The organism is Arthrobacter sp. KNU-44 (assembly GCF_051843155.1).
In the GTDB taxonomy this organism is placed as follows: domain Bacteria; phylum Actinomycetota; class Actinomycetes; order Actinomycetales; family Micrococcaceae; genus Arthrobacter.
Window position 1 is genome coordinate 1,524,609 of sequence record NZ_JBPXNG010000002.1, and the last position, 20,640, is coordinate 1,545,248.

Genomic DNA, 20,640 nt, shown 5'->3' on the forward strand with positions numbered 1-20,640 from the left:
CGGCCGAGAGTCGCCGGGATCTCCCGTATGGAAGTTCCGGCGACTAACGTCCTCGAAGGCCTCAGCCCCGCCGTTTCTCGGGTTTACTCACAGCACTGCGGCTGACTTCAGCGCCGGCGTGGCGGTGCAGCATCAGGCTGTCTATTGTGCTCAACAGCATCACGGCAGCCATGGCGAGGAAGGCGCCACGGTACGCCGAGGAAGGGCCGTCGCCGAAGAGCGACACATGGTCGAAGAGGCGCAGGAAGAGTGCACCCACTGCAATGCCGGCGCCCGCGGCCAGTTGCACCAACGTGGCTGATACTGCGTTGGCCGAGGGAAGCTCCCCCGGGACGATATCCGCATACTGCACCGAGGCGTACGCCGAGAATCCGATCGAGCGGAAGGCTCCGCTGGCCAGGAGCAAGGCAAAAATCAACGGCTCCGGGGTCCCTGCGTTGAGCGCTGCACAAGCGGCAAAGGTGACTGCTGAAGCGAAAGAGGCGAAGACCAACACGGGCTTGAAGCCGAACCGCCGAATGATGGGCGTCGTGGCAGGCTTGATGCCGATGTTGCCGATGAAAACCGCAGCCACCATGGCACCGGATTTGAGCGGATCCCAGCCAAAGCCGTCCTGGAACAACAGCGGCAACAGAAAGGGCACCGAGCTGATAGTCAGGCGATAGACGAACCCTCCGGTGGAGGTGGCCCGGAACGTGCGAGTGGCGAAAACCCGGAGATCGAAGAGCGGAGTCTTGGCTTTGAGCATCCACCAGGCCGCTCCGGCCAAAGCCAGTGCTCCGGCCAACAGCACAGCTGCCGGGACCACGCCCGCGCCGTGGCCGCCAACCCCTTCAAGGCCTACAACAAGCGATCCTACGCCGAAGGTGGTGAGCGTGAGCCCCCGCCAGTCGAGCCGCCGGCCAGCATCGCCTCCCGTACGCGGAACCAACCTCAGGGCTGCGATGAACGCAGCAAGCCCCAGCGGTACGTTGATCAGGAAGATCCAGTGCCAGGAAAGATAGGTAGTGAACGCTCCGCCCACAAGCGGCGCCAAGACGGGGGCCAGCAACCCGGGCCACACCAGGAACGCGGTGGCTCGGAGGAGCTCCGACTTGGGCGTGCCCCGCAGCACTACGAGAGTCCCGACCGGCACCATCATGGCCCCGCCGGCCCCCTGTGCCACCCGGCTCAAGGTCAGCAGGGTGAGGTCCTGGCTGGCCGCGCACAACAGCGACGCCACGGTGAACACTGCGATCGCCAGGCAGAAGATCCGGCGTGCCCCAAAGCGTTCTGCGAGCCAGCTGCTGAGCGGAATTCCCATGGCCACAGTCACCAGGTAGGCAGTCATCGTGACGTTGACATCGGCCGAGACCACTTTGAAGTCGGCCGCGATGCTCGGCATGGCCGTAGTAAGGACAGTTCCGTCCAGGAACTCCATGAAGAAGGTGGCGGCAACCAGCAAAGCGAGCCGCGGCTGCCACTTGGATCCGGACTGGACGTCCGGGACCGCGCCGGTCACGCTGCTTGACCGAGGACGAGAGGCAACACCGATCCTGCCCCCGCTTGCCTGAGGGCGCGGCCGGCAACGGTCATGGTCCAGCGGCTGTCCGCGAGGTCGTCGACCAAGAGAATGCCTTGACCGCCCAGCGACGCAAGGTTCTGTCCAAGTTCCGGACCCACCACGAGGCGCTCCCAGACACCGGCCAGCCGATAGGCGCTGTTGCCACCGCGCCCGCCCGTGGGTCCGCCGTGCTGGAGTTGGAGGGAACCCAGGTACGGCATCTGGCCGATGCCGGCTATGCCGCGGGCCAAGGATTCGACCAGCGCCGGCTTGTTCCTGGAGGGGATGCTCACGACGGCTGCCGGACGGCCTTGGCCACTCCACCCCGTGGACCGGCCGTCTCCGGCGGACCATTCGCGCAAGACCTGTACGCAAGCCTGCAACATGGCCGGTTCAACCTCGCGGTCAGCTGCGCCGGCGGCAAAGAGCTCACGGAGGGCACCACCCCAGCCGAGATCGGTCAGGCGGGCCAGGACGCGCCCTTCGGCCAGCAACTCCTCCGGCTTGATCTTGCCTTTCACCGTGACGCCGAGCCGATCCATGCCACTGGGCCATTGAAGCCGTGGTTCCAGCGCAAGACCCGCGCGCCGAAGCGTCTGCCCGGCGGCGTCGGCGGCGGCAGCTGCCACGTCCGCCGGGAACCACCTGCCGGCGCAATTGTCGCAGCGGCCGCATGCACGCGCGGACTCGTCGTCCAGGACCGCGGTGATGTATTCCATGCGGCATCCGGCGGTCTCTTGGTAAATCACCATGGAATCCTGCTCGTCCACCCGGGCCTCGGCGATCCGGGCGTAGCGCTCGGCGTCGTAGATCCACGGACTTCCAGTGGACCTCCACCCACCGCCCACGCGCTCCACCGCTCCATCCACGGCGAGCACCTTCAGCAGGAGTTCCAAAGGCGTCCGGCGCAGGTCCACCCGTGCTTCGAGGGCCACCGTGGACAAGGCAGAGCTGGATTCGGCCAAGACGTCGAGGACGGCTGCGGCCTTTTCCTCCGAGGGCATTGAAGCAGTCGCAAAGTACTGCCAGATCTCGCGGTCCTCGGATCCAGGCAGGAGGAGCACATCGGCATTTGCAGCGCCACGGCCGGCGCGTCCGACTTGCTGGTAGTAAGCAACGGGCGATGACGGGGCACCAAGGTGGATGACGAACCCGAGATCCGGCTTATCGAAGCCCATGCCGAGCGCCGATGTGGCAACCAACGCCTTCACTTGGTTGTCCTTGAGGAGTTGCTCGGCCCGTTCACGATCCGCGGGGTCCGTCCGCCCGGTGTAGGACAGGACGTGGTGGCCTGCCTCGGAGAGCAGCCGGGCGGTGTCTTCAGCGGCAGAAACGGTCAGGGTGTAGATGATTCCGCTGCCTGGCATGTCTGCAAGATGGGTCAGCAACCAGCCAAGGCGATCCCGCGAGTCGGCGAGCTTCAAGACACCCAGCCGCAAGGACTCCCGGCCAAGCTCACCTCGGATGGTCAGCACTCCAGCGCCGAGCTGTTCTTCGATGTCATGGACCACCCGGGAGTTGGCCGTGGCCGTGGTGGCCAAGACGGGAACGCTGCCAGGCAATTGCTCGATGAGATCGGAGATGCGCCGATAGTCGGGACGGAAATCGTGCCCCCAGTCCGAAATACAGTGTGCCTCGTCAATCACCAGGAGACCGGTACGGCGGATGAGCTCGGGAAGCTGGTTTTCCCGGAAGGAAGGATTCGTGAGCCGCTCCGGCGAAACCAGAAGGACATCCACTTCGTCCGCGGCCAGTTGTTCGCGGACATTGTCCCACTCAAGCTGATTGGCGGAGTTGATAGCTAAGGCCCGCACCCCGGCACGTGCGGCTGCCGCCACCTGGTCCCGCATCAGTGCGAGCAGCGGCGAAACGATGAGGGTGGGCCCTGCGCCCCGGCGCCTCAACAACAACGACGAGACGAAGTACACAGCCGACTTGCCCCAGCCTGTCCGCTGCACCACCAATGCGCGCCGTCCGGCGTCGACGAGGGCCTCAATCGCCTCATACTGGCCGTCGTGAAAACGGGCGTCCGCATTTCCCACAAGCTCCTTCAATACTTCAAGGGCCTGCAGCCGGGTGGTGGACTGATCAGCTGCGAGTAGGGCGGAATCCGGGTTGTTGGGCATGGCTTCAGTATTCCAGCACCCGCAGACAGCCAGAACCCGGGACGTCATCTATGTGGACAAACGTTTTCCACATAGATGACGTTCCCGCACAGCGACGACCTCGCTCCACAGTAAGATTGAGCGCGTGACTAGCGAGCAGAACAATACATTTGACCTCTCGGCTTCCTTCAAGGCCTATGACGTTCGGGGGATCGTCGGCGAATCCATCACCTCCCACATCGTGGAATCCGTCGGCGCGGCCTTCGTCGACACCCTCGGCCTCGCCGGGGAAACTGTGCTGGTTGGCGGCGACATGCGTCCGTCGTCTCCCGAATTCATCAAGGCATTCGCCGACGGCGCCGCTCGCCGCGGCGCCGATGTCCAGCTCCTGGACCTCATCTCCACCGACGAGCTCTACTACGCTTGCGGTGCCCTGAATGCGGCCGGCGCCACTTTTACCGCGAGCCACAATCCCGCCGAGTACAACGGCATCAAGATGTCCAAGGCCGGCGCCCAGCCGATCTCCTCCGAAACAGGCCTCAAGGAAATCCAGGCGCTGGCGGAGAAGTACCTCAACAGCGGAAGCATTCCGGCTGCGGATGTCCAAGGCAACATCGGCACCCGCGATGTCCTGAAGGACTATTCCGAGTACTTGCGCAGCCTGGTTGACCTCAAGGGCTCCCGTCCGCTGAAGATCGTCGTTGACGCCGGAAACGGCATGGCCGGGCTGACCACTCCCGCGGTGCTTGGTGACCAGTTGCTTCCTGCCCTGCCGTTCGAGATCGTCCCCCTGTACTTTGAGCTGGACGGCTCGTTCCCTAATCACCCCGCCAATCCGCTTGAGCCCGAAAACCTGCGCGATCTGCAAGCCGCAGTGATCGAGCACGGTGCGGATATCGGCCTGGCGTTCGACGGTGACGCCGACCGTTGCTTCGTGATTGACGAGAAGGGCGAACCAGTATCCCCGTCTGCCATCACCGGAATGGTTGCGCGCCGGGAAATCGCCCGAGCACAGGCGGCGGGGGAAAAGACCCCCGTAATCATCCACAACCTTCTGACCTCGCGGGCAGTCCCGGAGCTCGTGGCGACGGATGGTGGCAGGGCCGTGCGCACCCGTGTGGGGCACTCGTTCATCAAGGCAGTCATGGCCGAAGAAGGAGCCGTCTTCGGCGGCGAACACTCGGCGCACTTCTACTTCCGCGATTTTTGGAACGCGGACACCGGCATGCTCGCGGCCATGCACGTCTTGGCGGCATTGGGCGAGCAGGACGGCCCACTGTCCGATCTTGGCCGTCAGTACGAGCCATATGTCTCTTCCGGCGAAATCAATTCCGAAATCGAGGACAAGGCAGGAGCCATCGAGCGGGTCCGTGCCGATTTTGCTGGCGAAGACGTCGACGTGGACTACATGGACGGCAGCACCTTCACGGCGAAGGACGGCAGCTGGTGGTTCAATCTTCGTCCGTCCAACACGGAGCCTTTCCTGCGCCTGAACGCCGAGGCGAAGGATGTTGCAACCATGGAAAAGGTACGGGACCGCGTCCTCGCACTGGTCCGGTCCTAGCCGGCAGCCCCGAAGGCGGACAGCAGCATGGATTCCCAGATCAACGGCCTCGAAAGCACACAGGAAAACGAACTCCGCGAAGTGCGTGAAACCCTTGGGGCCGCCTTGGCAACAGCGCAGGAACACCTGGAACAAAACGGTGGGTTCCTGCCCTTCGCCGTCACACTCGCGGAGGATAACGAACTCCGGATCGTCTTCGTAACGCCCGGAGAGCCGGACGACGAGGGAAACGTCGACACAGAGTCGATGCTGGCAGACATCCTCGAATTACTGCGCCAAGGCCGTGACGAATACCGCGCGGTGGCGATTGCCAACGACGTCATCCTTCCGGAACACGGCTCGGACGGGATCCACGCCGCGGCTGAGCATCGCAGCGGCGGTCTCCTCGCAGCCGTTGTCCCGTATGTCCAGACCGCCGAAGGCTTCAGCTTTGACAACGCAGAAGTCGACACCAATGAACCCCTCGTATGGGTGGACTAGACCTTACTCCGTAAGCTTGAGGGCATGAAGATCAATGCCTTCGCGGATGTGAGCCTGCGTGCGCTCCTGGTTCTCTCGTCCGCGCCCGCAGGAGAACTCCTGACGACCCAGAACATCGCAGACGCCGTAGGGACTCCTTACCACCACGTCAGCAAGGCCATCGTCCGGCTGAGGGAGCTCGGCCTCATCGACGTCGAGCGCGGCCGAAACGGCGGATCACGGCTCAGCGCCGCCGGACAGCAGGCCACTGTTGGCCACATCCTGCGTGAACTGAATAACAGGGCCGACCCCGCCGAGTGCCAATCCGTACATGGCGACTGCCCGCTGATTACTGAATGCGGCCTGCGGCATGCCCTGGCCCGCGCGAGGGAAGCCTTCTACCGCGAGCTGGACGACGTCGTCGTGTCCTCGCTGCCGCGCCTTCGGCAGATGGTGCCGGCATTCCAGACGATCGGGTTACGCCCCGGACTGTAGACCCGGCTTATGGCGGGCCTCTGTCATCTTCGGGCGGTCGATTAGGCAAATACTTCTACGACGTGTAGAAATTAGTTATAGATACTTGCATTCCAAATACAAGTATTGATCCCGGTCCGTATGCGTCCCACGGGCCACTACGACAGGAGTACCTATGCTCTCGGACAAGTCCTTCCCCGTCATCGAGGCCACTTTGCCGCTCGTCGGCGCCCGGATTGGTGACATCACCCCCAAGTTCTACTCCCGACTCTTCGCTGCGCACCCCGAACTGCTCGATGGGCTGTTCAGCCGTTCGAACCAGCGCTCCGGCAACCAGCAGCAGGCCCTCGCTGGAAGCATCGCCGCCTTTGCAAGCCATCTGGTGAGCAACCCCGGAACCCTGCCGGAGACAGTTCTGTCCCGCATTGCACACCGCCACGCTTCCCTGGGGATCACCGAGCCACAGTACCAAGTGGTCTACGAGCACCTCTTCGCCGCCATCGCGGAAGACCTGGCCGAAGTCATCACCCCTGAAATCGCCGAAGCCTGGACAGAGGTCTATTGGCTCATGGCGGATGCGCTGATCAAGCTCGAAAAGGGACTCTACGCAGCGCAGGCCAATGGCAAGATGTGGAGCCCCTGGAAGGTCGCGTCGAAGACTCCTGCCGGCACCGGGTCGACGACCTTCACCCTGGAGCCAGCCGACGACACGCCGATTACTGAAGCTCTGCCGGGCCAGTACATCAGCGTCAAGGTCACACTCCCCGACGGCGTGCGCCAGGTCCGCCAGTACTCGCTTTCCGGCAACGCCGGCACCAGCCGCAGCTTCACGACAAAAATCGACGACGGCGGCGAGGTCTCGCCCGTGCTGCACAACACCGTTCGGGTGGGTGATGTCCTGGAGATCTCCAACCCCTATGGCGAGATCACGCTCAAGGAGGGCAACGGTCCCGTGGTCCTCGCCTCGGCGGGCATCGGCTGCACGCCCACGGCTTCCATCCTGCGCTCGCTCGCCGATTCCGGCTCCGACCGCCAAGTGCTGGTCCTGCACGCGGAGAGCAATCTGGACAGTTGGGCGTTGCGCGGCCAGATGACGGACGACGTCGAGCGCTTGGATGGTGCGGAACTCCAGCTCTGGCTGGAGGAACCGCAGGCCGGGTCCAAAGCGGGCTTCATGTCACTGCGCGAACTGGACCTCCCAGCCGATGCCTCGCTGTACCTCTGCGGACCGCTGCCGTTCATGAAGCACATCCGCAACGAAGCCATCAACGCCGGAATCCCCGCCACAAGGATTCACTACGAAGTCTTCGGACCGGACATCTGGCTCGCCAACTAACTAGCAGTAGGCGTCGTTTAGGGGCCCCAAAACGACACCTACTGCGAGTCAGTTGGGCGGCCCAACCAGCAACAACGGCAGCATTACCTCGTCCACCACGTGCACCAAATAGTCGTCATCGATCGGCACTCCAGAGAAGATGAACCGCTGCCGCAGCAAGGCGGGGCCGGCCTCGATCCTTGTCTCCGTGACCACGCTGGGATCGCATTCGCCGCGGGCCGCGGCCTGCTCAATGATGGCTCGCATGGTCTTGGCTACGTTGCCGCGGGCGTACTCCTGGACCTCAGCAGCCACAGCCGGATTCTGCAGCGCCTCCCCCAAGAGCCCGCGCATTGCTTGCCCCACGGCCCCTTCGAGTTGTTGGGCGACGAGCCGCAGGATCGCCAAGGCGTCTTCGCGCAGGCTGCCGGTGTCCGGCGCGGACGCCGTGCCGGGCATGGCATCGTAGGCTGCCTCAAGCACCAGGGCCGCGCGTCCGGGCCACCGCCTATAGAGCGAAGCTTTACTCGCCCTTGCGCGCTCGGCCACACTGTCCATGGTCAACGCCGCGTAGCCGGATTCGGCGATCTCTGCCAGGACCGCCTCGAAAATCGCACTGTTCAGGGCCGCCCCGCGCCGGCGCGGGAGCTTCCGGTGGTCCCGGTTCCCCGGCATCTCAAGGTCTCTCCGCCGAAGCGGCCGGCAGGACTACCCCCAGGGTTCCGTCCACGAGCACTTGCTGCCCGTCAGTCAAGGCGCTCGTGCCCGAACCGGTGCCCATAACTGCCGGAATTCCGTATTCCCTCGCAACGATCGCCGCATGCGAGCCGAGCCCGCCGGCGTCCACCACAACCGCGGCGGCCCGTTGGAACAACGGTGTCCAGGCCGGATTGGTGTACGGGCACACGAGGACCTCTCCGCTGCGCAGCCGTCCGAACTCGGCCGGTCTACGGATCACCCGGACCGGCCCGGTCGCTTGGCCGCGGCTCGCTGCCGTGCCGGAGAGGAGGACCCCTTCCACCTTGCGCCCTCGGCGGCTCTGACGGCTCTGACGGCCTCCGCCGAAGAGCAAAGCCGGATCGAGCAGCGGGATGCCTTCGAGTTCGCGCCGCTTTGCCTCGCGAGCCAGTACCAGCGGCCGGAAACGGTCACGGAGTGAAGCCGGCAGCGCGCCGTCGTCGTTGTCTGTGATGGACTCCAGTTCCTCGAACCGCAGGTGATAGATCTCCTCGGACTCATCGATGACGCCGGCCATCACCAGTCGGCGGCCGAGCTCCCGGTAGGCCCGGCGGATAGGCGGGATGGCTTTGGTGGCGTAGAAGTGGCTGTCCTCGCGGAAAGCCATTCCGGCTTGGGCGGACTCGACGGCGGCGAGCACCCTGCGCCGCAGCGGTTCGAAGCGGAGAGCCGGATGACGTTTCAATTCCGCAAGCGCAATCCCGCCCTGGTCGACTGTTTGGGGCCGCTCTCCAGACAAGGCCTTCACGAGACCAAGAACCACCTCGGGGGCATCAGACCACGTGGGCGAACTGCTGAGGACAACGCTTGTGGTTTCGCGGTGGCCGTACTCGAGCTGGAACGCCTTGAAGGCCTCGAGGAAAGCGCGATGTTCGGGCTCATTTTCCAGCAACTCCAGGAGCTCACGGGGTCCTGCATCACGTAACGCGCGGGACAGCCCGGGATCGTCCGCCGCGATGGAAGCGAGCCGTTCAAGGGCCCGGTTCGCCTGGCTCGTGCGGGATTCCGCCCCCGCGATCAGCGCAGGCGCAAGCTTGATCTTGCCCAAGAGCAGAAGCATGAAACGCATTTTCAGCACCGGCACCGGAATGCCGGGCAGGTAGGAGACCCTCAAGTCCGTAATGCCCTGCATCGCCGCGAAGCATTCCCCGGCAAATGCAACCACCGCACGCCACCGCAGCGGGCCGAGGTCCTTGCCGTTCAGCCTTTCAATGTTGTTGATAAACAGGGAGAAACGAGGATCCTGGGTCCATGCGCCGGCTTTGAATCGCCTCGACCGGCGCAGCAAGGACACCGGCGCGGCAAGCGTTCGGATGGTCGCGCGCGGCACAGGCGGGATGAGCTGCACCACTACCCCGTCTTCCTCCGGCAACAACTCCTCCACTGTTGGGAACACCACGCCCACGCTCCCGGCCATGCCGTGCAGCATCGCAAGGATCCCCCGACTCATCCAGCCGGATACGTCCAAAGGATAGGGCCGCTCCTGGAACATCTCGATGAAGAACGGCCCCACCCGACGTTGGACCGCGTTGAGGACGGGCGGTTGGGGCGGGAGAGCGGTCATCGGCCGTGACTGCAGTACGTACAGCGTTCCGCCGGCGGCCGCCCACTCGATGTCCTGAGGCCGGCCGAAATGCTGCTGGGCTTTGTTTCCCTGCATGGCCAACTCCGCCAATTCCTTCGCGGCGAGCCCTGGTTTCGTGCTTTGCATACCGGAGCTTTCTCGCGTGCCGCTGCCCTCAGCCGCGCTGATCACTACCTCGCGGCCACCCGGCGTGAAACCCAGCACTTTCCCCGAGGCGTCCAGGACATAGTGCTCCGGGGTCACCCGCCCGGAGACCACGGCCTCGCCCAGCCCGGGGTTCGCGTCCACCACCATCTCACCGCGCTCACCCGTGACCGGGTTCGCGGTAAACAGGACACCCGCCATGGCGGCCGGCACCATTTTTTGCACGACGACGGCGATGGCCACCTCGTGCGGATCAATTCCCTGCCGTCGGCGATAAGCCATGGCCCGGTCCGTCCACAACGATGCCCAGCAATTGGCGACGGCCTGGACAACACCGTCCCCGCCCAGCACGTTGAGATAGGTGTCCTGCTGACCGGCGAACGCGGCTCCCGGAAGATCCTCCGCCGTGGCGCTCGACCGGACCGCGACCGCCCCGCCGCCCAGCTTCGCATAGGCATCGAGGATCTCCTGCCGCAACCGGCCGGGCATTTCCGCCGCGGCGAAAAGTGCCCGGAGGGCCGCATCGCCGTCACCGCCGGTACCGTCGCCGCCGTCGGGCGCACCGCCGTCGGGAGCTTCATCAGGCCCGACGGACAGGAAACCGCTCAGTGCGGCACCCACGTTCGTTTCCGCCAGAAAGGAGGAGTACGCGCCCGTGGTGATAATAAATCCCGGCGGCACTGGAAACCCTTGACGCACCAATTCCCCCAGCGCGGCACCTTTTCCACCGGCAATGGCGACATCCCCGACGCCGAAATCGGCCAAGGGGGCGGTAGCCTGCTGGGCCGTTTTGGGCCCGTCACGCGGTTCTGAAGGCAGAGTGGACTCTTCTGTGTGCGGCTGGGAATCGTCCATGGCCCGGACCCCCGAAATAGAGAACTGTTGGTTCTCTAAAAGCTACGCTCGCGCCAATCGCGGCACAATGCTCCCGATTCGGCTGCTCCAAGATGGGGGAAACGACGACGACGGTCCAGCACCGAGGTGCGGGACCGTCGTCGTAAGCCTGCAGGTGGTCTAGGCCAGGCGGGCCTTCAGTCCGTCGAGCTCAGAGAGGAGCGCAGCCGGCAGGGAACCGCCGAACTTTGCGTACCATTCTTCGATCGATGCCAGTTCGGTCTTCCACTCGGAGGCGTCGACGCGCACTGCGGCTTCCACCTCGGCGGGGGTCATGTCCAGGCCTTCGAGATCGATGGACTCGCCGGTCGGCACGAAGCCGATGGGAGTCTCGACGGCGTCGGCCTTGCCTTCAAGGCGCTCGATGGCCCACTTGAGGACGCGGGCGTTGTCACCGAAGCCGGGCCAGGCGAAGCCACCCTCGGCAGTGCGGCGGAACCAGTTGACCAGGAAGATCTTGGGCAGTCGCTCCAGGTTCGCCTTGGCAGACAGGTTGACCCAGTGGTTCAGGTAGTCGCCTGCGTCGTAGCCGATGAACGGCAGCATGGCCATGGGATCACGACGCACAACGCCAACGGCACCGGCCGCAGCAGCGGTGGTCTCGGAGGACAGCGTGGAACCCATGAAAATGCCGTTGGACCAGTCTCGGGCCTCGGTGACCAGCGGGATAGTGGTCTTGCGGCGGCCGCCGAAGAGGATCGCGGAGAGCTCAACGCCGTCGGGGCTGAAGTATTCCTCGGCGAGCATGTCGATCTGGTCGATCGGGGTGCAGAAGCGGGAGTTCGGGTGTGCCGCCGGCTTGTCGGAGTCGGGGGTCCAGGAGTTGCCCTGCCAGTCAGTCAGGTGCGCCGGAGTTTTCTCCGTCATGCCCTCCCACCACACGCCGCCGTCGTCGGTCATCGCGACGTTGGTGAAGATGCTGTTGCCCTTGGCGATGGCACGCATGGCGTTGGGGTTGGTGCCCCAACCGGTGCCGGGAGCGACGCCGAACAGGCCGGCCTCGGGGTTGACGGCGCGGAGCTCGCCCTCCTTGCCGAAGCGCATCCAGGTGATGTCGTCCCCGAGGGTCTCGACCTTCCAGCCCTTGATGGTGGGGTCGAGCAGCGCAAGGTTGGTCTTGCCGCAAGCGGAGGGGAACGCCGCAGAAATGTAGTAGGTCTTCTGCTCAGGCGAAGTCAGCTTCAGGATGAGCATGTGCTCGGCCAGCCAGCCTTCGTCGCGGGCCATGACGGATGCGATGCGCAGGGCGTAGCACTTCTTGCCGAGGAGGGCGTTGCCGCCGTAGCCGGATCCGAAGGACCAAATGGAGCGCTCTTCCGGGAAGTGCACGATCCACTTGTCGGGGTTGCAAGGCCATGCGACGTCGGCCTGGCCGGCTTCCAACGGAGCGCCCAGGGAGTGCAGCGCGGGGACGAAGAAAGCGTCGGTCTGCGTGATGCGCTCAAGGACGTCGGTGCCGATGCGCGCCATGATGCGCATCGAGGCAACAACGTAGGCCGAGTCGGTGATCTCGACGCCGAACTTCGGATCTTCGGCATCCAGGTGGCCCATGACGAACGGAATGACGTACATGGTGCGGCCGCGCATGGAGCCGGCGAACAGCCCGCGCAGCTTCAGCTTCATCTCGGACGGAGCCATCCAGTTGTTGGTGAAGCCTGCGTCGTGCTCCTTCTCGGAGCAGATGAAGGTCTGCTCTTCGACACGGGCTACGTCCGCGGGATCAGAGAATGCAGCAAATGAATTGGGGAAGAGTTCTTGGTTCAGTCTCTTCAGGGTGCCGGCCGCGACAAGTTCGTCGGTCAGCTTCTTGTTTTCAGCTTCACTGCCGTCAACCCAGTGGATGCGGTCCGGCTGTGTCAGCTCGGCTACTTCCTCCACCCAGGCCAACAGGCGTGCATGCGTAGTAGGTGCCTTCTCAAGCAACGGCAGTCGCGCCAGATCGCCCATCGTGGTTCCCTTCCTCGGGTTCAGTGGTGTGTCCTAAATGCTAGGGGTCGCGGAGTAGACCAATCTGGGTTCGGACGTGGGATCTCTTGACCATTTCGGAGCAAAACCCCTAAAAATCAAGGATCCGCGTCACGGATACGCCAAATTTAGTGACTAAGGTCACATAGACCGGTCTAGTTAGGCAGATTACACCGCATCGATTTGGCACCAACAGGGATCTCGCGTAAAGTTTATTGAGGTTCGAGGGGGGAACGAGTTTGAAACTCCCGAGAATCACCAAGATGCGCCCATAGCTCAGCTGGATAGAGCGTCTGTCTACGGAACAGAAGGCCGGGGGTTCGAATCCCTCTGGGCGCACAATGTGATGAGTCGAGACATCCTTCATGGATGAGTCGGGTCATCGGTAACACCCCGGTCTTCGGACCGGGGTGTTTTTCTTTGTCTGGGTTGGTAGCCGCGGGCGGGGTCGATGGTGAGTTCGCGGATGATCTCTCCGGTGGCCGTGTCGCTGATCGTGACGTCCGTGTCGTGGATGAGCATCAGGACGTGTTTGCCGGCGTAGGCCCGCCCGATGCCGATGTGGCGGAGCCGTCCGGCGTGGCGGAGGGTGAGTTTCCCGAACCGGTCGACGCGGTCGATGCGGCGGCGCCAGTGGTCTCCTTGTTTCGCTCCGGACGGTGCTGCTTTGGGGGTCGCGGTGTAGGCCTCGTGCGGTGTTCTGCGGTTCAGGGCCCGGTGGGGGCGTTCGTGGTTGTAGATGTGGCGGAACTTGTCCAGTTGTTCGTTCAGGTCCGCCAGGGTGTGGGCGCGGGGCTGGCCGGTGAGCCATTTCTTCAGGGTCTGATGGAAGCGTTCGATCTTTCCCTGGGTCTGCGGGTGGCTGGGTGAGCCGTTTTTCTGGGTGATGCCCAGGGCGTGGAGCTGGTGTTCGAAGGCGTTGCGCCCCCCCCTTTTCCGCCGGCCAGGCGGGTGGTGTAGACCATGCCGTTATCGGTCAGGGTCGAGGCCGGCAACCCGTGTTCCGCGGCGGCGGCCAGGAAGGTGGACACCACCGCAGTGACGGTGACGGGCGTGAACGCGGCGCAGGCGAGCAGGTAGCGGGAGTGGTCATCGAGGAAGTTCAAAATCTCGGTATCGGTCCCGTCGGCCAGGGCCCAGTGGGTGAAGTCGGACTGCCAGGTTTCGTTGGGCTGGGGCGCCTCGAAGCGGTGCAGGGAGGACTTCGGGCGTTTCTTCGGCTCCGGGGCGATCAGGCCCGCGGTGTGCAGGATCCGGCGGATCGTGGAGGTCGACGGCGCGTGTAGTCCTTCACGTCCAAGGTGCCAGGCGATCGTCACGGGCCCGGCGTCCAGGCCGGCAGCGTCCAGTTCCCGCCGCAGGGCCTGGACCCGGCCGGTGACAGCGTCGGTGGTTCGGCGCGGGTTGCTCAGCGGGCGTTTGGACCGGGGCTCGACGGCGTCGATGCCCCCTTCGGCTTCGCGCCTGAGGAGTTCATGGACCCAGCGGCGGCTGACTCCATAGCGGCGGAGCCTGTCAAGTTGTTTGTGTAGGAGGACCGTTGTCTTAGTTGTTCAGGTAGGGCCTAAGCCGGTCGGGGTAGTTCAGGATAAGGATCCCCAGGGCTTCGTTCCATCCTGGGGTGAAGGTGCCTTCGATGAGCTTGTGGACGGTTTTGGAGCGGTTGTCGCGGGTCTTGCTGTCCATCTTGGCCCGTTCGCTGGCGCGTTTGTCCTCGATGTTGCAGATGGCGAGCCAGAGTAGCTTTACCGCTGCCTGGTCGTTGGGGAAGTGCCCGCGGTTCTTGATGATCTTGCGCAGTTGGTAGTTCAGCGACTCGATCGCGTTGGTCGTATAGATGATGCGTCTGAGTGGTGGCGGGAACGCCAGGAACGGTGTGAATTTCTCCCAGCTGTTGCGCCAGGTTCGGACCGTTGCCGGGTATTTCCGTCCCAGATCGGAGGCCTCGAACTCGTCCAAGGCGTCTTGGGCGGCGTCGGCCGTCGGGGCGGTGTAAACCGGGCGCAACGCGGCGGCGACCTTTTTGCGGTCCTGGTAGCCGATGAAGCGCATCGAGGCCCGGATCAGATGCACGTTATGCCGACGTCGGCATAACGTGCATTATGCCGACCTTCGGATTATGCCGATGTGGTCGCGGGATCCTTTGCGGGACAAGGGCCCGACCCTGGCAAGGTCGGCATAATCCAGTGCGCTGATCCATGCTTGCCTTTCCGTCGTGGAGAGGAGAACGTCATGGTCAAGGTATTGCGGTCGTTCGTGCGGGGACCCTTGGAGCCGCACGTCGAAGGGTTCGCCGGGCAATTGCTTCGACAAGGGTATTCGCGGGCCTCGGCCGAGCAGCAGGTCTGTTTCGTCGCGCATCTGGACCGTTGGATGCAGGGTGCGGGCGTCGGTCTAGGCGATCTGAATGGGGTGGTGCTTGACCGTTACCTGGCCGAGAGACGTGGAGCTGGCTATCGAGAATATCGGTCGGTCAAGGCGTTGCAGCCGCTGCTGGACTACCTGGTTCCGCTTGGAGTGCTGCCTGTCCCGCGTGAGGTTCCGTTGGGGCCGGTGGAGGAGTTGTTGGCCGACTTCCGCGGCTGGCTGCTCCGTGAGCGGGGTCTTACCGAGGGCACGGTTCGCGGCTACGTCGACTGCGTGCGGCCTTTCGTCGCGGGTCGCCTGCGCGGTGAGGTGCTCGACCTTGCCGGCCTGACCGCAGCTGACGTCACCGGGTTCGTGCGGACTGCTTGTCCCGGACGGGCTGTCGGGTCGGCGAAGTTGATCGTGTGCTCGTTGCGGTCGCTGCTGGGCTGGTTGCATGTCACCGGCCAGGTGCCCATGTCGCTGGCCACAGCGGTGCCGTCGGTGGCGGGTTGGCGGCTGTCAGCCTTGCCGAAAGGACTCGAGCCTGACGAACTGCGGCGTTTGCTGTCCGGCTGCGATCGGCGCACCACGGTCGGTCGGCGCGATTTCGCAGTGATGCTGCTGCTGGCGCGGATGGGCCTGCGCGCTGGCGAGGTCGCAGCTCTCGGGTTGGACGATATCGATTGGCGCCGCGGTGAGGTGGTGATAGTGGGGAAAGGCAACCGGTCCGAACGATTGCCACTGCCCGATGAGATCGGCGCGGCGATCGCGGCTTACCTTCGCCGGGGCAGACCTGCCGACGCCGAGGGACGCAACGTCTTCGTTCGTGTTCACGCCCCGCACCGGCCATTGACCACCGGAGGCGTGACCATGATCGTGTTCGACGGCGCGCAACGCGCAGGGCTCCCCAGAATGCACGCCCACCGGCTGCGCCATACCGCTGCCACCGCGATGCTGCGCAGCGGCGCCCCGCTGACCGAAGTCGGGCAGGTCCTTCGGCACCGGTCAGCGATGTCCACGGCGATCTATGCCAAGGTCGACCACGCGGCTCTGGCCGTGCTGGTCCGGCCCTGGCCCGTCGACCCGGCCAGTGGTCTGTCATGAGCCGGCTTCTGAATGAGCAATTGGCTGACTACCTGGGGCTGCGCCGTGCGCTGGGTTACCGGTTGGCCCGGCCGGAGAAGCTGCTCCGCCAGTTCCTCGATCATCTCGAGCAGGCCGGCGCGGATGTCGTCACGACCGAGGCGGCGCTGGACTGGTCGCGGCTGCCTGCCAACGCAGACTCTAACTGGCACGCCTATCGGTTGTCGGTGGTTCGTGGCTTCGCCACCTACCTGCGCACCCTCGATCCGGTGCATCAGGTCCCAGCCCCGGACATGCTGCCGCAGCGGCCGCACCGCGCGAGCCCGTACTTGTATTCCGACGCCGAGATCGCAGGGCTGATCGCCGCGACGGCCACGCTACGCACCCCATTGCGGCGGGCCACGTTCTCGACGCTGATCGGTTTGCTTGCCGTGACCGGCATCCGCGTCGGCGAGGCGATCGCATTGAACCAAGATGACCTGGACCTCACGCAACGGCGGCTCCTGGTGCGGTTTGGGAAGTTCGGTAAGACCAGAGCGCTGGTGCTGCACCCAACGACAGCAGACGAGCTGCGCGGCTACCAGCAGCTGCGTGATCGGCTTGCCCCGTCGACCGGGACGTCGGCTCTGCTCGTATCCACGGCGGGAACCAGACTGATCTACTGCAATGTCCACCACACGTTCAAGCAGTTGTCCCGTCTCGCCGGTCTGCGACCGCGATCCGGGTCATGCCGGCCCCGCATCCACGACCTTCGGCATTCCTTCGCCGTGCGGTCGATGCTCGACGCCTATGCAGCAGGCCAGGACGGGCAGACCCGCCTGACGCTGCTGTCCACCTGGATGGGCCACGTCCATCCGGCCAGCACCTACTGGTATCTATCCGCATCGCCCGAGCTCATGGCCTTCGCCGGGCAACGCCTCGACGCATACCTCGCCGACCAGTCAGCAGGCCGGTCATGAGCGCCCTCGCCCCGACCTTGGAAGCGTTCTTCACCGACCGCCTTATCCGGCAGCGGAACGCCAGCGCACACACAGTTGCCGCCTACCGCGACAGCCTGCGGCTGCTGCTCGGATACGCCTCGGCACAGACAAGGCTCACGCCGTCAGCACTGGATCTATCCGATCTCGACGCACCGTTGATCGCCGGCTTCCTCGATCACCTCGAACACGACCGGGGCAACAGCATCCGCACCCGCAACGCCCGCCTGGCCGCGATCCACTCCTTGTTCCGGTTCGCCGCAATGGCCCACCCCGAGCACGCCGCCAGCATCGCCCGGGTGCTGGCAATCCCGCCAAAACGCTTCGACCGGGCCCTGATCACCTACCTGAAAGAGGCCGAGATCAATGCGCTTCTCGCCGCCTGCGACCGAACCACCCGGACCGGCAGACGCGACCACGCGCTGCTGCTGCTCGCCGTTCAGACCGGGCTACGGATCTCCGAAATCACCGGGCTCACCCGCGCTGACGTGCACCTTGGCACCGGCGCGCACGTCGCTTGCCACGGCAAAGGGCGCAAAGACCGGATCACCCCGCTGACCAGCGGCACCATCACCGTCCTCCGCGGCTGGATCAACGAACAGCACGGCGACCCCAACAACCCCCTGTTCACGACCCTCCGCGGCGCGAAGCTCAGCCACGATGCAATCGAGCACCGAATCGCCCACTACGCCAGCACAGCGGCCGCCGCCTGCCCATCACTGCAGGGCAAAACGATCACAGCACACGTGCTCCGGCACACCTGTGCCATGCGGCTCCTGCACGCCGGCGTCGACACCAGCGTGATCGCGCTATGGCTCGGTCACGAGAGCGTCGACACCACGCAGATCTACCTACACGCAGACCTCGAACTCAAGGAGAAGGCCCTGGCCAGAACCAAACCACCCACCGGCCGGGCCGGCCGATACCAGCCGCCCGACAGCCTCATCGCCTGGCTCGAAGGGCTCTGATTATGCCGACCTCGCCAGCGTCAGACCCCTGTCCCGCAAAGGATCCCGCGACCACATCGGCATAATCCGAAGGTCGGCATAATGCACGACGCAGGTTTGCACGGTGGCTTCTGGCCACGTTGCCGCGACGGCTTCGGGGAAGCCGGTGAGCCCGTCGCAGCAAACGATGAGGACGTCCCTGACGCCGCGGTTGGCCAGTTCAGCGCAGACCCCGGCCCAGAACTTCGCTCCCTCGGCGGCCTCGACCCGGATGCCCAGGACGTGCTTGATGCCGTCCATGTCCACGCCGACGGCGATGTGCGCGGCGCGGTTCTGGACCTGATGGCCGTCCCGGACCTTGATGATGATTGCATCCAGATAGAGAATCGGGTACAGCGGGTCCAGCGGACGCTTCTGCCATTCCAGCACCTCTTCGAGGACCTCATCGGTGATCTTGGAGATGGTCTCTCGTGAGAGTTCGGTGCCCAAGGTCGATTCCAGATGGTGGGCGATGTCCCGGATCGTCATGCCGCCGGCGTACAGACTCACGATCATGTCATCCAGGCCTCCGGTGCGGCGGGAACCCTTGGGAACCAAGCGCGGAGTGAACGAGCCATCACGGTCCCGTGGGATGGCCAGATCCACGTCACCGGCCGAGGTACCCAGGGTTTTGGGATAGGACCCGTTGCGCGAGTTCGGAAGGAAACGCCCGACCGGGTCACCCTTGTCATATCCCAGGTGTCCCGACAACTCGGCCTGCAGCCCGCGTTCCAGGGAGGCTTTGATCAGCTGCTGGATGAAGCCATCCTTGCCATCGAGCTCCAGCTGACCGAAATCAATCTGCGCCATCAGCTCATCAAAGGCACCAGATGCCTTGAACGCATCCATGCTGCCGGCAGCCGCGGCCCGCACAGCCAATTCCTCCGGAGTCACTTCACGGGGTTCAGTCATGGCCACAATGATTCTCCAATCACCTAGCGACTACAGCCCTCCCACACAAACAATCTGACACCCTCTAGCGGCGGGCCGCATCCGCGACGCTCAGGCCCTGGTCACGGACTGCAAGGACGATCACTTTCTGCTTCGACATGAAACATGCTCGCCGCGCCCGGGGCGTGAACGATGTCCCGACTCACCGGTGAAGCGTCAACCGGGAACGATGACCCGACTCATGTGTGAACTATGTCGTGAAACTACACACCTCTGGGCGCACAAATGAAGACCCGCACCGGGCCCGGTGCGGGTCTTTTTTCGTTAAATTCCGGGCCCGGGTTTGGTTTGCCGCAGCGCCCTCCCCTGTGCTCCGCGTTGCCCGCGCCTTCCTGACCCTCTTTGGCGCGCCACGGCCACCAAATGACGAGACCGGCGGTGTCGCAAGTGCTTTCCCAAACCAAACAAGGTCAGGAAGGCACAGGGCGCCGTCACCCGACCGCACAAAAGCCAAGGGCCGCCGTCGTACTTCATGAAAAAGTACGACGGCGGCCCTTGAGCTTGGGTGCCAGGCCTTAGACTGCGACGGCCTCGCTGATTCGACGGCGGATTCCGTCGAAATGACGGTTGAGGAGTTCGGCAGCCGCGGTCTTGTCCCCGGTAGCGACGGCGGTGTAGATGCTTCGGTGCATGGCCGCGGTTGCTACAAGATCTTCGTTGGCGGAGCCGATCTCCACATGGATCTTCCGGTAGACCTTCCAGAAAACGCCCATGAGGTTGATGAGGAGCTCGTTGTTGAGCGGCTCGAACAGCCGGCGGTGGAACTCGGCGTCGGCGGCTACGAAGTTCTCGCCAGCGTGCGCGAGCTCCTCCATCTGCTTGACGGCTTCTTCGATCAGGGCGAGCTGTTCGGCGGTCATCACGTCCATGGAAGAGCCGATCAGTCCCGATTCGAGGGCCTGGCGCACGTCCACGAGTTGCAGGGCCTCGAGCCCTTGGTGGCGCAGCGACAAGCGGCCCCGGAACGTCAGGCCGTCGGCGAGCGCCTCGAAGTTGCTGGGGGCGACGAACATGCCAAAGCCGTGGCGGATCTCGATGACCCCCAGGGCCTGCAGCACTTTCAGGGATTCGCGCAGGGTGTTGCGCCCTACCCCCAGAGCCACGGAGAGTTCATTTTCCGTGGGCAAAGGATCGCCCGCCTCGAGCTCGCGCTCGAGGATCAACTCCATAATGTCCGACTGGAGGGCCCTGAGCCGGGCCTGTGCGCTGAACCGCGCCTGCGGAACGACACCGGAAGTGGTCATGGCTCTCCTTGCAAAAGTACTCATCCTCGGCCGGACCCTTTCAGGACCGGGGACAAGGAATCAGTGCAGTGTTAATGTTGAGGTGAGCCTAGCGCCCACCGTGGATATAGTGCTTCGCAACATACAATATCGGATGTCCCATCTCCTTGATAGATGTTCGCCTTTATTTTTGACCGAGCCCCAGGCTGAACCTCGCAAGGCGAAACCCGGCGCCGCGCCCGTCGGGAGCACCCCGCGAGGAGCGTCGCGGCCGCTCGCCGGGCC

General features: G+C 64.3%; 13 protein-coding genes, 1 tRNA gene and 3 pseudogenes. 8 read left to right on the top strand and 9 right to left on the bottom strand.

Features of this window, described 5'->3' with window-relative positions:
* Nucleotides 1-61 precede the first annotated feature (61 nt).
* Together ACSVHC_RS07865 and ACSVHC_RS07870 are read right to left on the bottom strand one after the other, a co-directional pair.
* Nucleotides 62-1,501, bottom strand: coding sequence for an MFS transporter (locus ACSVHC_RS07865; protein ID WP_437772406.1), 1,440 nt, complete (start codon nucleotides 1,499-1,501; stop codon nucleotides 62-64).
* Nucleotides 1,498-3,669, bottom strand: a complete 2,172-nt coding sequence (locus ACSVHC_RS07870) for a RecQ family ATP-dependent DNA helicase (RefSeq protein ID WP_439180783.1) — start codon at nucleotides 3,667-3,669, stop codon at nucleotides 1,498-1,500. The genes ACSVHC_RS07865 and ACSVHC_RS07870 overlap by 4 nt, the downstream gene beginning before the upstream one ends.
* A gap of 124 nt (nucleotides 3,670-3,793) precedes the next feature.
* On the opposite strand from ACSVHC_RS07870, the gene ACSVHC_RS07875 reads away from it, so the two are divergent.
* The 4 genes from ACSVHC_RS07875 (at nucleotide 3,794) to ACSVHC_RS07890 (ending at nucleotide 7,481) form a co-directional block, all read left to right on the top strand.
* On the top strand, nucleotides 3,794-5,212 hold the full coding sequence (locus ACSVHC_RS07875) for a phosphomannomutase/phosphoglucomutase (protein ID WP_437772404.1): 1,419 nt from the start codon (nucleotides 3,794-3,796) through the stop codon (nucleotides 5,210-5,212).
* Nucleotides 5,213-5,239: 27 nt separating this feature from the next.
* Nucleotides 5,240-5,692 (top strand): hypothetical protein, encoded by a 453-nt coding sequence (locus ACSVHC_RS07880; RefSeq protein WP_437772403.1) that lies wholly within the window; start codon nucleotides 5,240-5,242, stop codon nucleotides 5,690-5,692.
* Nucleotides 5,693-5,716: 24 nt separating this feature from the next.
* Nucleotides 5,717-6,166: an RrF2 family transcriptional regulator gene (locus ACSVHC_RS07885; protein ID WP_437772402.1), complete on the top strand. Its 450-nt coding sequence runs from the start codon at nucleotides 5,717-5,719 to the stop codon at nucleotides 6,164-6,166.
* A gap of 154 nt (nucleotides 6,167-6,320) precedes the next feature.
* Nucleotides 6,321-7,481 carry a globin domain-containing protein gene (locus ACSVHC_RS07890; RefSeq protein ID WP_437772401.1) on the top strand — a complete coding sequence of 387 codons (1,161 nt, stop codon included), beginning with the start codon at nucleotides 6,321-6,323 and terminating at the stop codon, nucleotides 7,479-7,481.
* A 48-nt stretch (nucleotides 7,482-7,529) separates the two neighbouring features.
* Here ACSVHC_RS07890 and ACSVHC_RS07895 read toward each other — a convergent pair whose 3' ends face one another.
* From ACSVHC_RS07895 to ACSVHC_RS07905, 3 genes are all read right to left on the bottom strand, one after another.
* Nucleotides 7,530-8,135, bottom strand: a complete 606-nt coding sequence (locus ACSVHC_RS07895; protein WP_437772400.1) for a TetR/AcrR family transcriptional regulator — start codon at nucleotides 8,133-8,135, stop codon at nucleotides 7,530-7,532.
* Nucleotide 8,136: 1 nt separating this feature from the next.
* On the bottom strand, nucleotides 8,137-10,782 hold the full coding sequence (locus tag ACSVHC_RS07900; RefSeq protein WP_437772399.1) for a PEP/pyruvate-binding domain-containing protein: 2,646 nt from the start codon (nucleotides 10,780-10,782) through the stop codon (nucleotides 8,137-8,139).
* Nucleotides 10,783-10,941: 159 nt separating this feature from the next.
* Nucleotides 10,942-12,768 carry a phosphoenolpyruvate carboxykinase (GTP) gene (locus ACSVHC_RS07905; protein WP_437772398.1) on the bottom strand — a complete coding sequence of 609 codons (1,827 nt, stop codon included), beginning with the start codon at nucleotides 12,766-12,768 and terminating at the stop codon, nucleotides 10,942-10,944.
* 283 nt (nucleotides 12,769-13,051) lie between these two features.
* On the opposite strand from ACSVHC_RS07905, the gene ACSVHC_RS07910 reads away from it, so the two are divergent.
* Nucleotides 13,052-13,125, top strand: a tRNA-Arg gene (locus ACSVHC_RS07910).
* A 24-nt stretch (nucleotides 13,126-13,149) separates the two neighbouring features.
* On the opposite strand, the pseudogene ACSVHC_RS07915 reads toward ACSVHC_RS07910, so the two are convergent.
* Both ACSVHC_RS07915 and ACSVHC_RS07920 read right to left on the bottom strand, forming a co-directional pair.
* Nucleotides 13,150-14,294, bottom strand: a pseudogene (locus ACSVHC_RS07915) (IS481 family transposase); the annotation flags it as partial.
* Between the two features lie 37 nt (nucleotides 14,295-14,331).
* Nucleotides 14,332-14,859, bottom strand: a pseudogene (locus ACSVHC_RS07920) (transposase); the annotation flags it as partial.
* Between the two features lie 159 nt (nucleotides 14,860-15,018).
* On the opposite strand from ACSVHC_RS07920, the gene ACSVHC_RS07925 reads away from it, so the two are divergent.
* Genes ACSVHC_RS07925 through ACSVHC_RS07935 form a run of 3 tightly spaced genes read left to right on the top strand, consistent with a single transcriptional unit; the run spans nucleotide 15,019 to nucleotide 18,163 of the window.
* The gene (locus ACSVHC_RS07925; protein WP_439180390.1) at nucleotides 15,019-16,239 is read left to right on the top strand and encodes a tyrosine-type recombinase/integrase; all 1,221 of its coding nucleotides are present in this window, start codon (nucleotides 15,019-15,021) and stop codon (nucleotides 16,237-16,239) included.
* Nucleotides 16,236-17,177 carry a tyrosine-type recombinase/integrase gene (locus tag ACSVHC_RS07930; protein WP_439180391.1) on the top strand — a complete coding sequence of 314 codons (942 nt, stop codon included), beginning with the start codon at nucleotides 16,236-16,238 and terminating at the stop codon, nucleotides 17,175-17,177. Before ACSVHC_RS07925 ends, ACSVHC_RS07930 begins: the two co-directional genes overlap by 4 nt.
* Nucleotides 17,174-18,163, top strand: a complete 990-nt coding sequence (locus tag ACSVHC_RS07935) for a tyrosine-type recombinase/integrase (protein WP_439180392.1) — start codon at nucleotides 17,174-17,176, stop codon at nucleotides 18,161-18,163. Before ACSVHC_RS07930 ends, ACSVHC_RS07935 begins: the two co-directional genes overlap by 4 nt.
* Before the next feature lie 81 nt (nucleotides 18,164-18,244).
* Here the strand turns inward: ACSVHC_RS07935 and ACSVHC_RS07940 are convergent.
* Both ACSVHC_RS07940 and ACSVHC_RS07945 read right to left on the bottom strand, forming a co-directional pair.
* A pseudogene (locus tag ACSVHC_RS07940) lies at nucleotides 18,245-19,030 on the bottom strand (IS256 family transposase); the annotation flags it as partial.
* 617 nt (nucleotides 19,031-19,647) lie between these two features.
* The gene (locus ACSVHC_RS07945) at nucleotides 19,648-20,376 is read right to left on the bottom strand and encodes a FadR/GntR family transcriptional regulator (RefSeq protein WP_437772397.1); all 729 of its coding nucleotides are present in this window, start codon (nucleotides 20,374-20,376) and stop codon (nucleotides 19,648-19,650) included.
* Between the last annotated feature and the right edge of the window lie 264 nt (nucleotides 20,377-20,640).

What these genes read in the sequence shown, in the direction of transcription:
- ACSVHC_RS07890 (WP_437772401.1), top strand. Translation starts at nt 6,321, where the DNA reads ATGCTCTCGGACAAGTCCTTCCCCGTCATCGAGGCCACTTTGCCGCTC.
- ACSVHC_RS07925 (WP_439180390.1), top strand. Translation starts at nt 15,019, where the DNA reads ATGGTCAAGGTATTGCGGTCGTTCGTGCGGGGACCCTTGGAGCCGCAC.
- ACSVHC_RS07895 (WP_437772400.1), bottom strand. Translation starts at nt 8,135, where the DNA reads ATGCCGGGGAACCGGGACCACCGGAAGCTCCCGCGCCGGCGCGGGGCG.
- ACSVHC_RS07900 (WP_437772399.1), bottom strand. Translation starts at nt 10,782, where the DNA reads ATGGACGATTCCCAGCCGCACACAGAAGAGTCCACTCTGCCTTCAGAA.
- ACSVHC_RS07930 (WP_439180391.1), top strand. Translation starts at nt 16,236, where the DNA reads ATGAGCCGGCTTCTGAATGAGCAATTGGCTGACTACCTGGGGCTGCGC.
- ACSVHC_RS07870 (WP_439180783.1), bottom strand. Translation starts at nt 3,669, where the DNA reads ATGCCCAACAACCCGGATTCCGCCCTACTCGCAGCTGATCAGTCCACC.
- ACSVHC_RS07880 (WP_437772403.1), top strand. Translation starts at nt 5,240, where the DNA reads ATGGATTCCCAGATCAACGGCCTCGAAAGCACACAGGAAAACGAACTC.
- ACSVHC_RS07885 (WP_437772402.1), top strand. Translation starts at nt 5,717, where the DNA reads ATGAAGATCAATGCCTTCGCGGATGTGAGCCTGCGTGCGCTCCTGGTT.
- ACSVHC_RS07905 (WP_437772398.1), bottom strand. Translation starts at nt 12,768, where the DNA reads ATGGGCGATCTGGCGCGACTGCCGTTGCTTGAGAAGGCACCTACTACG.
- ACSVHC_RS07935 (WP_439180392.1), top strand. Translation starts at nt 17,174, where the DNA reads ATGAGCGCCCTCGCCCCGACCTTGGAAGCGTTCTTCACCGACCGCCTT.
- ACSVHC_RS07945 (WP_437772397.1), bottom strand. Translation starts at nt 20,376, where the DNA reads ATGACCACTTCCGGTGTCGTTCCGCAGGCGCGGTTCAGCGCACAGGCC.